Source organism: Streptomyces sp. NPDC051740 (assembly GCF_044453165.1).
Classification (GTDB): domain Bacteria; phylum Actinomycetota; class Actinomycetes; order Streptomycetales; family Streptomycetaceae; genus Streptomyces; species Streptomyces atrovirens.
The window spans coordinates 158,091-168,672 of the sequence record NZ_JBITCL010000015.1; the positions used below are offsets into that span (position 1 = coordinate 158,091).

Annotated in this window: 8 protein-coding genes; 2 read left to right on the top strand and 6 right to left on the bottom strand. The window is 73.4% G+C overall.

From position 1 onward, the window contains the following. Positions 1 to 11: 11 nt before the first annotated feature. The 6 genes from ACIA6T_RS24665 to ACIA6T_RS24690 all read right to left on the bottom strand — a co-directional run bounded on the left by ACIA6T_RS24665 (position 12) and on the right by ACIA6T_RS24690 (position 7,761). The gene (locus ACIA6T_RS24665; RefSeq protein WP_399448628.1) at positions 12 to 584 is read right to left on the bottom strand and encodes a hypothetical protein; all 573 of its coding nucleotides are present in this window, start codon (positions 582 to 584) and stop codon (positions 12 to 14) included. A 136-nt stretch (positions 585 to 720) separates the two neighbouring features. Further along, positions 721 to 1,266, bottom strand: coding sequence for a sigma-70 family RNA polymerase sigma factor (locus ACIA6T_RS24670; RefSeq protein ID WP_399448629.1), 546 nt, complete (start codon positions 1,264 to 1,266; stop codon positions 721 to 723). A 77-nt stretch (positions 1,267 to 1,343) separates the two neighbouring features. Beyond that, on the bottom strand, positions 1,344 to 2,249 hold the full coding sequence (locus tag ACIA6T_RS24675; RefSeq protein WP_399448630.1) for a hypothetical protein: 906 nt from the start codon (positions 2,247 to 2,249) through the stop codon (positions 1,344 to 1,346). A gap of 435 nt (positions 2,250 to 2,684) precedes the next feature. After that, positions 2,685 to 5,828: a BTAD domain-containing putative transcriptional regulator gene (locus ACIA6T_RS24680; protein ID WP_399448631.1), complete on the bottom strand. Its 3,144-nt coding sequence runs from the start codon at positions 5,826 to 5,828 to the stop codon at positions 2,685 to 2,687. 164 nt (positions 5,829 to 5,992) lie between these two features. Next, positions 5,993 to 6,982, bottom strand: a complete 990-nt coding sequence (locus tag ACIA6T_RS24685; RefSeq protein WP_399448632.1) for an NAD(P)-dependent alcohol dehydrogenase — start codon at positions 6,980 to 6,982, stop codon at positions 5,993 to 5,995. Positions 6,983 to 7,065: 83 nt separating this feature from the next. Beyond that, positions 7,066 to 7,761 (bottom strand): TetR/AcrR family transcriptional regulator C-terminal domain-containing protein, encoded by a 696-nt coding sequence (locus ACIA6T_RS24690; RefSeq protein ID WP_399448633.1) that lies wholly within the window; start codon positions 7,759 to 7,761, stop codon positions 7,066 to 7,068. Positions 7,762 to 7,999: 238 nt separating this feature from the next. Between ACIA6T_RS24690 and ACIA6T_RS24695 the strand changes: the two genes are divergently transcribed. Continuing rightward, positions 8,000 to 8,287, top strand: a complete 288-nt coding sequence (locus tag ACIA6T_RS24695) for a zinc-ribbon domain-containing protein (RefSeq protein ID WP_399448634.1) — start codon at positions 8,000 to 8,002, stop codon at positions 8,285 to 8,287. A gap of 155 nt (positions 8,288 to 8,442) precedes the next feature. After that, the gene (locus ACIA6T_RS24700) at positions 8,443 to 10,341 is read left to right on the top strand and encodes an NAD-binding protein (RefSeq protein ID WP_399448641.1); all 1,899 of its coding nucleotides are present in this window, start codon (positions 8,443 to 8,445) and stop codon (positions 10,339 to 10,341) included. The last annotated feature ends 241 nt before the right edge of the window (positions 10,342 to 10,582 follow it).

The window sequence follows — 10,582 nt, forward strand, 5'->3', positions numbered from 1 at the left end:
ATCCGCCACGGTCAGCCCTTGCCGGGGCCCGGGTTCTCCGGAACGCCCACGATCGGCCCGCAGATCCGGATGGCCCGCTTCGCACCGGCGGAGCTCTGGTCCCAGTCGCCCTGTCCGAGGCCGTCGGGGCCCGGGTCGGGGAAGTCGGCGGCGCCGTTCTCCTGCATGCACTTCGCGTACTGCTGCTTCACCTTGATCTGCTCGGCGGTGAGCTTGGACTGGTTGCCCTTCTCGATGCCCTCGGGCACGGCCGCCAGGTACTCGGCGCACTTCTCCGTGGCCGCCCGGAACTTCGCGTCCTTCTTCAGGTCCAGGTTGTCGCCGAAGTCGATGTTCCCCTTCTCGTCCGGGTCCGGGGCGTCGACACCGTTCTCCCGCAGGCACTTCACGTACTCGCGCTGTGCCTGCACATAGGCGGCCACGTCGTCCCCGCCGCCCTGCCCGTCCGAGCCGGCGGACGGCGTGGCCGCGCCGCCGCTCGCGGCCGTCGGGATCTCCGAGTCGCCCTCGTCGCCCCCGCAGCCGGTCAACGCCAGCGCCACGACCGAGGCCGCCACGGCCAGCAGTACCCGATTCGCCCTCACCGGTTCTCCCGCTCTCCTGCCGAGCCCGTCCGCGGACGCGGCGGGCAGACCGACCGTAGGACGGCACCGATGAAGAACTCTTGAAGAACCTGTCAGCCGTTCATGTGACCGCGGGTGGACACCGCGGCCGGCCCGCTCAGCGTGCCCCGCGTTCCTCCAGGACCGTTCTGAGGCTGCGCAGGGCGTAGTGGACGCGGGACTTCACCGTGCCCTGGGGGACGCCGAGGGTGGTGGCCGCCTGCTGGGTGCTGCGGTCGGCGAAGAAGGTGGCCTCCAGGGCCTCGCGGTGGACGGGGGTCAGGGCACCCAGGGCGTCGCGCAGGACGATGGACGACAGCACGCGGTCGACGTCGTCCGCCTCGGCGCCCAGTTCGGCGAGCCAGGTGACGCCGCCGATCTCCGCCGGCCGGGCCGTGCGCATACGGTGCGCGTCGATCACGATGTTGCGGGCGACGCGGAACATCCAGGGGCGTACGGCCATGCCCTCGTCGTCGGCCAGGTTCCGCTTGGCCCAGCAGCGCAGCAACGTCTCCTGGACGACGTCCTCCGTGCGGTGCGTGTCGCCGCCCAGCATGCGCAGAACGTACGCGTAGAGCGCCGGGCCGTGTTCCACGTAGAGGTCACGCATCGCCCGCTCCTCGGGGGAGGGCGCGTTCGCCGATCCGATGACCGTCACGTTCATGGTGTGCTCCCGCTCCTTGGGGGTGTCCGGGCCCGGTCATGGGGGACCGCGGGCCGGAGCCGCCGTGGGACGGAGTCTTACCGGGAACGTTCCACATTCGTTTGACGTGCGGTTGACGGCCCCGTACATCGGGACGTCAGTTTCTCCAGCCGTCTGCGGACCCGGCGGGCCAGGTCGGCGTGGTCGGGAGGCAGCAGGCCCGCGCCGTGCAGGCTGTCGCACAGGCGCAGGAGTTCGCGTCCGTGGGTGACAGCGGTCCGGTCGTCGTCCAGCCGTCGCCAGGCGGCGGCCGCCCGCGCCACCGCCGCGGGGGCCTGCGCGTCGCCGGTCCGGCACATGGTCCGGGCCACGTCCAGGGCCAGCACCGTGGCCTCGCGGTGGTCACCGCGCAGATGGGCCAGATACGCCTCCATCGCCCGCGCCTCCAGGGTGTCCGGGTGCTCGGCGCCCAGGGAGGCCGTCAGGTTCTCGCGGAGCGCGGTCGCGGCGGCGGACGCCTCGTCGAGCCGGCCGTCGGACGTCAACGCGTTGATACGGGTGACGGTTTCGACCAGGTCGGCCGGCAGCGGAGCGGAGGGCGGCGCTCCGGTGGTGGGCCGGGCCGAGACGGGGTCGGGGTCGGGGTCGGGGTCGGGGTCGGGGTCGGGGTCGGGGGCCGGGTCCGATTCCGGTGCTGGCGCCGAGGCCGGGTCCGATTCCGGTGCTGGCGCCGAGGCCGGGTCCGATTCCGGTGCTGGTGCCGAGGCCGGGTCCGTGGGGATGACGACTCGGCTGGAGCCGTCCGGGGCGACCTGGAGGACGAAGTGGGTGGTGCCGGGCCCGTCGTTCACTGTCGCCTCGACCGGGGCGCCCCGCTGCTCCGCGTACTGCCGCAGCCGGTCCAGCACGGCCTCGTGCACGGACCGGCCCGCGTCGAGGACGAGGGGCTCCCCGTCGATGCCGGCGAACCCCTCGTCGGAGATGTGCACTTCGAAGCGGACCATGGCTGCTGCTGCCCTCCTCACACGGGCGGAGCGGAATCGACGGGAGACGGACCGCCCCACGCCCGGAGCGGTGGCGGCAGGACACCGGGTCCGCCGACGACGCCTCCCGTACCCGTGCGCATGGGTGCCCGCCTCCTTTCTCCCGCCTTGAACCGAATTGATCGAACAGCCCGTTGTGGTGTCCGACGGAATCCGAAGGATCCAACGAGTACGGGAGCGCATTGGTTCACGCCGATGGGAAAAATGCGTCCACACCGGCTCTAATCATAAAATACCGGGGTGGCCGGGACCGCGTCGGACGGCCCTCCGTGACGCTCCGGCCCGGGAGTTGAACCTTCCTCACCCGCCTCCCGTTGTACGGGTGCCCGGCCGCTGCTTTCCCCCTTGCCGCGGCCGGGTCCTGACCGAAGGAGACGTGTGTCGGACGGTGCGGACTCAGTCCAGTCGGGCGAGTCGCTCGCGGACCTTCTCGGCGTCCGCGTGGTCGCACTCCGAGAGGATCGCCAGCGCCTCCAGCCAACTGCGGCGCGCCGCCTCGGACTCCCCGGCACCGAGCTGGGCGTCCCCGAGGTTGCCCAGGGTGTGGCCCTCCCCCCACCGGTTGCCGATGTCCCGGTGGGCCTTGAGCGCCTGGTGGTAGTGCTCGACCGCCTCGTCGTAGCGGTGGAGCCGGCGGTGCACCGTGCCGAGGATGTCCAGGGTGATGCCCTCGACCCAGCGGTTGTCGTGGGCCCGCAGGATGGAGAGCGCCTGCTCCAGGCAGTCGACGGCCTCGTCGAACCGGCCGAGCCGCTGGTAGGCGTCGCCCAGGTTGGACAGTGCGATGCCCTGGCTCCACACGTTGCCGGTGGCCCGGGCGATGGCCAGTCCCCGGCGCGTGTACTCGACGGCCTTGCGGAGGTGGCCGGCCTGCAGGTACGCGTCGCCCAGGTTGGCCACGGTGGCCGTCCTGCCCGCCGCGTTCCCGAGGTCCCGGAAGATGGCCATGGCCTCGCGCAGCGGACCGATGGCCTCCTCCAGCCTGCCGGAGTCGCGCAGCGCCGCCGACCTGTCCGCGAGCGCCTGGGCCTCGCCCTTGCGGTCGTGGGCGGCGCGGGCGGCGGCCAGTCCCGTGGTGGCGGTGTCGAGCCATTCGTGCGTATGGCTGCGGAGGTAGAAGAACCCCCACAGGACGGCGGGCAGCCGCCATGCGATGCCCGGCTGCCCGGACCCGGCGGCCTGGTGCACCGCGCCCACCAGGTTGGGCCGCTCGGTCTCGCACCACTCCAGGGCCTCCTCGCGCGTGGTGAACACCAGCGGCCGGCACCCGTCCGGCAGCGGTTCCAGCGGGATCCGGCGGCGGTTGGGGGTGATGTGCGGGTAGGTGGCGTCGGCGGTGTGCAGGTACCAGGTCAGCAGCCGCTCGACGGCCGCGTCCCGCTCCCGTGCCGTCTCCTCGGCGCGGGCCCGTTCGGCGGCGTAGACGCGCAGCAGGTCGTGCAGGGCGCAGCGGCCCGGGAAGTGTTCCGTGAGCAGGTGGGCGCGGGTGAGTTCGCCGAGCAGGCCGCGGGCCTCGCGCGGCGGGAGCCCGGCGAGCGCCGCGACGGCGGGTACGGAGATGTCGGGCCCGCAGTGCAGGCCCAGCAGGCGGAACAGCCGGGCGGCCGGGGCGGACAGCGCCTTGTACGACCAGGAGAAGACGGCCCGTACGTCGGTGGTGATGTCGTCGCCCCCGGCGAAGGCGTCGAGGCTGCCGTGGCTTTCCCTCACCTCCTCGGCGATGGCGCTGAGCGGGAAGCCGGGGCGGACCCCGGCGTGGGCGGCGACGATGGCCAGCGCCAGCGGCAGCCGGCCGCACCGCGCGATGATCTCGCCGGCCGCCCGCGGCTCCTCCGCCAGCCGGTCGGTGCCGAGGCGGGCGGCGAGGAGGTCGAACGCCTCGGTGGGAGTCATCTGGTCCAGCGTCAGCGGGTGCGCCCCTTCCCCGGCGATCAGTCCGGACAGCCGGCTGCGGCTGGTGACGATGACCAGGGAGCCCGGGGAGCCGGGCAGCAGCGGGCGGACCTGCTCGGTGTCGCGGGCGTTGTCGAGCAGGACCAGTACCCGCCGCCGCGCGAGGACGCTGCGGTACAGCGCCACCTGGGCGTCGAAGTCGCCGGGGATCCGCTGCGGGGGGACACCGAGCGCGTCGAGGAAGACACGGACGGCTTCGTCGGGTGTCATGACCGAGCCGGTCGGGTCGAAGCCGCGCAGGTTGATGTAGAGCTGCCCGTCGGGGAAGCGGTCGGCGACCTCGTGGGCCCAGTGCACGGCCAGGGCGGACTTGCCGATGCCGCCCATGCCGCCGATCGCACTGATCACCAGGGTCGCCGGCGGGCTGCCGTCCTCGGGCAACAGGGCGCGTATCCGCTGGAGTTCCGCGTGCCGGCCGACGAAGGCCGGCAGATCGGCGGGCAGTTGCGCCGGACGGGCGGCCGGGTACTCGACGGGGTCCGGGAAAGCGCGCTCGGCCGGGGGGTCCGGTCGGGGGGCCGGGGTCGGGCCGGAGACCGAGGACGGACCGGAGACCGAGGACGGACCAGAAGCCGGGAACGAGGACGGACCAGAAGCCGGGAACGAGGACGGGGACGGGAACAGTCCGGAAGCCGAGGACGGACCGGCGACCGGGGAAGGGCCGACCACCGGAGTCGGGAACGGACCGGCAGCCGGGGAAGGGCCGACCACCGGAGTCGGGAACGGACCGGCAGCCGGGGAAGGGCCGACCACCGGAGTCGGGAACGGACCGGCGACCGGGGAAGGGCCGACCACCGGAGTCGGGAACGGACCGGCGGCCGGGAACGGGGTCGGGCCAGGGAGAAGGGACGGGTCGGCCGTCAGGATGCGGTGGTGCAGGTCCTTGAGCGGTGCGCCCGGTTCGATGCCCAGCCCGGTCACCAGGGCGTCCCGTGTCCTGCCGTAGGCCTCCAGTGCGCCGGCCTGCCGGCCGGACCGGTACAGCGCCAGCATGAGCAGCCGGCACAGCTGTTCGCGCAGCGGGTGTCTGGCGGCCAGCGAGAGCAGCTCGGGAACGACCGTGTCATGGCGTCCGAGCGTGATGTCGATGTCCAGCCGGGTCTCCAGCACGGTGAGCCGTTGCTCGTCCAGCCATGAGCACTCCGACTCCGCCAGCGGGCCGGGGAGGCCCGCCAGTGCCGGTCCCTGCCATGCGCCGAGCGCCGTGTGCAGCAGTTCACCGGCGGCGGACAGTTCGCCGGCGGCGTGCCGTCTCTTCGCCTCCGCGACCCGCTGTTCGAACACGGTGAGGTCCAGGGAGTCCTCCGGGACCCGGATCACGTAGCCGTCGCCGACCGAGACGAGCAGTGCGGGCGGCCGGCCCGGCTCCCGTCCGGGTTCCAGAACCTTGCGCAGGCGCGACGCATAGGTCCGCAGGACGGACACGGCGGCCGTCGGGGGCTCCTCGCCCCAGACGGCACGGATGAGTTCGGCGAGGGCGACCGGGCGCCCCCGGCCCAGCAGCAGCGTCGCGAGCACCACGCGCTGCTGCGGCGATCCGAGGTCCAGCTCCTGTTCACCGCGCCACGCCCGAACCGGACCCAGCACGGAAAAGCGAACGGGAGTTTCATAAGCAGGCACACTCGGACTCTATTGACCGACCACTCCGCCATAACCGCTTTGGCGGAATGCGCCTTTCCACCACGAACGCCACTTCCGTGAAGATTCCCGCCACAGGGTCCGGCTTCCTCCCGGACGTCGGACCCCGGCCCTCAGGGAACGGTGAGTACGGTCTTGCCGCGGGCGCGCCCCCCTTCCACATGGCGCACCCCCTCGGCCGCCTCGGCCAGCGGGTACGTCCGGTCGACCACCGGCGCGAGGCGGCCGGACTCGATGAGCGCGGTGACGGCGAGCAGGTCCTCGTGGGTCGGGCCGGCCGGGGCCGCCGGGAGGATCACCCGGAGCCGCTGCCGGACGACCGTGTCGACCGCGAGGAGTTTCAGCACGGCCCCCATCGCGCCGAACACACGGCCGGGTGAGCCGCCGCCGTTGCCCACCAGGGTCCCCGTCGGGGTGAGCGCCCGGCGCAGCCGGCCCAGCGGGTGGTTGCCCACGTTGTCCAGGATGACGTCGTAGCGTGCGCGGCCGTCGGTGAAGTCCTCGCGCGCGTAGTCGATGACGTGCCCGGCGCCCAGTGAGCGCACCAGGTCGGTGCTGCGGGCGCTGCACACGCCGGTGACCTCGGCGCCGAGGGACGCGGCGATCTGCACGGCGAACGTGCCCACGCCGCCGCCGGCCCCGTTGACCAGCACCCGCTGCCCCGCCCGCACCCGCCCCACGGTCCGGATGCCGCGCAGGGCCGTCACCGCCCCCATCGATACGGCCGCGGCCTGCTCGAAGGTCAGGTCCGCGGGTTTGGGGACCAGGAGGTCCTCGGTGGTGCACGCGTACTCGGCGAAGGCCCCCGGGCAGAAGCCCAGCACCTCGTCGCCGGGCCTCAGCCCCCGCACGCCGGCGCCGACCGCCTCGACGCGTCCGGCCGCGTCGATCCCGGCCACGCGCGACTTCGGACGGGTCAGCCCCACGTCCCGGGTCAGCCGGGCCGCGTACGGGTCGCCGCGCAGCATGTGCCAGTCGTACGGGTTGAGCGCGGCGGCGCGCACCCGCACCAGCACCTGGCCGGCCCCCGGCCCGGGGCGGTCGACGTCTGCCACTTTCAGGACGTCCGGCGGGCCGAAGCGGTCCTGGACGATCGCCTTCATCCGGATCTCCCCCTCATGGGTGTACGGCGTACACCCACCATCATGGGTGTACGCCGTACACCTGACAAGGGCCGGGAAGGATGTCAGGGCAGCAGCCGGGCCAGACCGTCCAGCGTCAGATCCAGGGCGAACTCGAACTCGTACTGGTCGTCGCAGCCCGCGCCGACCACGGACTCCTCGTCGTGGGCGACCGCCATGGCCAGTTCGGTGATGTGGGGGTAGCGCGCGGCCATCTCCTCGGGCGGCAGCGCGTCCGGGTCCGGCTCACGGCCGGCGCCGTCCTCGAACAGTTCCTGGGAGAAGCCCAGCAGCCGGCTGCCCATGACGTGCATCGCGTGGTGGACCAGGTCGAGCGGGAAGCCCCCGGCCCGGAAGATCCCGATCATCGAGTCCAGGTACGCCATCACCACGGGGGTCGGCGCGGCCCGCGCCTTCAGCCGCGCCTCGATGACCCCGGACGCCCACGGGTGACGCAGCAGCATCCGGCGGGCGGAGAGCACCCGCAGCCGGACGGCGGTCTTCCAGTCGGCGTCCGCGACCGGTGGGTCGATCTCACCGACGAGGACGTCGATCATGCCGTCCAGCAGCTCGTTCTTGTTGGCCACGTGCTTGTACAGCGCCATGGGTACGACACCGAGCACCTGCGCCAGCTTCCGCATGCTGAGCGCGTCGACCCCGCCCTCGTCGGCCAGGGCGACGGCGGCGGACAGCACCCGCGCCCTGCTCAGGGGGGTGCGGGTCCGGTGGACGGCGTCGGCCTGCCCGGTGATCTCCACCATCCCCTCTCGTGCCGACCGGTACGGACCGGTGCGGACGAGTACGGACCGGCCCCGGTGTACGGCGTCCACCCTAGGCGCCCGCGCCCTCCCCCACCTCCTCGGGGGCCGCCCACTCCACGAACCGGGGGCCGGCGCGCTTGTGCGGGGTGCGGCAGTGTTGTGGCCGGTCACGTTGCCGACCGTGGTCACCGTCTGGTGTGGTGGTTCGGGGGGCCGAGCCCCGGGAAGGATCGACGACATGATCATTTTTGGCACCAAGGGGTACCTGTACCAGCTGGCGATACTGACGCTGGTGTGCGCGCAGTGCGGGAACCCCGCCGCGCACACGCTCAGGAAGCGGGTCACCAAGTTCACCCTGTTCTTCGTCCCGCTGTTCCCGGTCTCGACGAAGTACACGACGCAGTGCACCTTCTGCGGCGCGGAGCAGAAGGTGACCAAGGAGCAGGCCGAGCAGCTCCAGGCGCAGGCGATCGGCGGCGGGCAGGGCCACGGGCAGCAGTCGCAGCAGCAGCCGTACCAGTCCTAGCCGACTGCCGCCCTGGCCGCTCCACGCCCCGTCGTACGGGTCCTGCGGGACCGGGAAGGGGAGGGCCTGGAACCACCCGTCACCATGAGGCAGTCTCTTCCCCTGTGGTGAGCCTCCTTCCCAACCCGGCCCTGCCCGGCGACCCGTCGGCGCACATGGTGGTGTGCGGCGACGACGGGCTGGCGCACCGGCTCGCCGCCGAACTGCGCGGTGTGTACCGCGAGCAGGTGACCCTCGTCGTACCGCCGTCCGGGCGCGGCGGCCGGCAGCCGATGGCGGGACGGGCCCGCGCGGCCTCCGCCGCCCTGCTCGACCGGGTCGTGACCGCCGTCAACCGGGGCAACGGCGGGTCCGACGACACCTTGGCGCCCGGTGAACGGGTCGTGGAGGCCGCCGAGCCGACCGAGGCCGTGCTCGCCGGGGCCGGGGTGGAACGCGCCGCCGCACTGGCGCTGGTGTACGACGACGACGAGACCAACATCCGTGCCGCCCTGACCGCCCGCCGGCTCAACCCCCGGCTGCGGCTCGTCCTGCGGCTCTACAACCGGCGGCTGGGACAGCACATCGAGGAACTCCTCGATCAGGCAGCCGAGTTGGCGGGAGGTGGCGGTGGCGGCGCGGCAGGACGTGGCGGGTCCGGTGGGGCCGGTGGGGCCGACATCGCCACGACCGTGCTGTCCGACGCCGACACGGCCGCGCCCGCGCTGGTCGCCACCGCGCTCGTCGGTACCAGCAAGGTCGTCGACGCGGAGGGGCTGCTGCTGCGGGCGGTGGAGCGCCGGCCTCCGGGGCCGGGCGAGGTGGCCGATCCGGGACTGTGCACCCTCGCGCTGCTCTCCGCGACCAGCAACGACCCTGCCGGGGACGAGGGTTCGGAGGACAGTGGCGAGCAGGGGCCGCGGCTGCTGCCCGACGCGGCGGCGGTGGCGGCGGCGACCGGGCGGGGGACGGTGGTGCTGGAGCAACTGTCCTACTCCGGAGCGCCGTTGTCCGCCGGGCGGGGCGGTCCGCCGTTCGCCTCGCTGTTCTCGCGGCGACTGCGGTGGTCGCTGGCGGGGCTGGTGGCGGCGGTGGTCGCGCTCGCCGTCGCGCTGACGGTGGTGACACAGGACAATCCGCTGCACGCCACGTACGTCACCCTGCTCGACCTCTTCGCGATCAACGAGCCCGCGCACCACCAGTCCACCGGGCGGCAGGTGCTGCAACTGCTGTCCATGGTCGTGGGGTTGCTGCTGCTGCCGGTACTGCTGGCGGCGGTGCTGGAGGCGCTGGGGACGTTCCGCACGGCGTCGACGCTGCGGAAGCCGCCGCGCGGGCTGGGCGGGCACGTGGTGCTGCTCGGGCTGGGCAAGATCGGGACGCGGGTGCTGACGCGGCTGCGGGAGCTGCACATTCCGGTGGTGTGCGTCGAGGCCGATCCGGAGGCGCGGGGGATGGCCGTGGCGCGGCGGCTACGGGTGCCGGTGGTGCTGGGGGACGTCACTCAGGAGGGGGTGCTGGAGGCCGCGAAGATCCACCGTGCGGATGCGTTGCTGGCACTGACCAGTGCGGATACGACGAATCTGGAGGCGGTGCTGTACGCGCGGTCCGTACGGCCCGATCTGCGGGCGGTGCTGCGGCTGTACGACGACGACTTCGCGAAGGCGGTGTACCGGACGTTGCGGACCGCGCATCCGTCGGCGCTGACGCGGAGCCGGAGTGTGTCGCATCTGGCGGCGCCGGCTTTCGCCGGGGCGATGATGGGGCGGCAGATCCTGGGGGCGATACCGGTGGAGCGGCGGGTGCTGCTGTTCGCGGCGGTGGTCGTGGGCGGGTACGCGCAGTTGGAGGGGCGGACGGTGGGGGAGGCGTTTCGGGCGGGGGCCTGGCGGGTGCTGGCGTTGGACACGGCGGGGTCGGGGGACGGTGCGGGGGTGCCGCCGGGGGCGGGGCTGGTGTGGGACCTCCCTGACACGTATGTGCTGCGTGCCGAGGACCGGGTGGTGCTGGCCGCCACCCGGCGGGGGCTGGCGGAGTTGCTGGGGCGGCGGGCGCGGCCGCGAAGCACGCCGTGACGCTTGCCGCGTGCCGCTGGGCGGAGGTGGGCTCCACTTGCCCGCGTACGCGAGGTGCCCGGCGCCACCGCTGGGCGGAGGTGGGCTCCACTTGCCCGCGTACGCGAGGTGCCCGGCGCCCACCCGTGCCGCCCCAGCGGCACGATTGCCCGCAGCCGCGGCGGGTCGGCGCGCCCAGCAGCTATGGCGTTCCCGCGGGCAGTCGTGCCGCAGGGCGGCACGGGTGGGCGCGACGGCACCC

Excerpts from the sequence above, each read along its gene's own strand:
- ACIA6T_RS24690 (WP_399448633.1), bottom strand. The coding sequence starts at position 7,761 with ATGGTGGAGATCACCGGGCAGGCCGACGCCGTCCACCGGACCCGCACC.
- ACIA6T_RS24670 (WP_399448629.1), bottom strand. The coding sequence starts at position 1,266 with ATGAACGTGACGGTCATCGGATCGGCGAACGCGCCCTCCCCCGAGGAG.
- ACIA6T_RS24695 (WP_399448634.1), top strand. The coding sequence starts at position 8,000 with ATGATCATTTTTGGCACCAAGGGGTACCTGTACCAGCTGGCGATACTG.
- ACIA6T_RS24675 (WP_399448630.1), bottom strand. The coding sequence starts at position 2,249 with ATGGTCCGCTTCGAAGTGCACATCTCCGACGAGGGGTTCGCCGGCATC.
- ACIA6T_RS24685 (WP_399448632.1), bottom strand. The coding sequence starts at position 6,982 with ATGAAGGCGATCGTCCAGGACCGCTTCGGCCCGCCGGACGTCCTGAAA.
- ACIA6T_RS24700 (WP_399448641.1), top strand. The coding sequence starts at position 8,443 with ATGGTGGTGTGCGGCGACGACGGGCTGGCGCACCGGCTCGCCGCCGAA.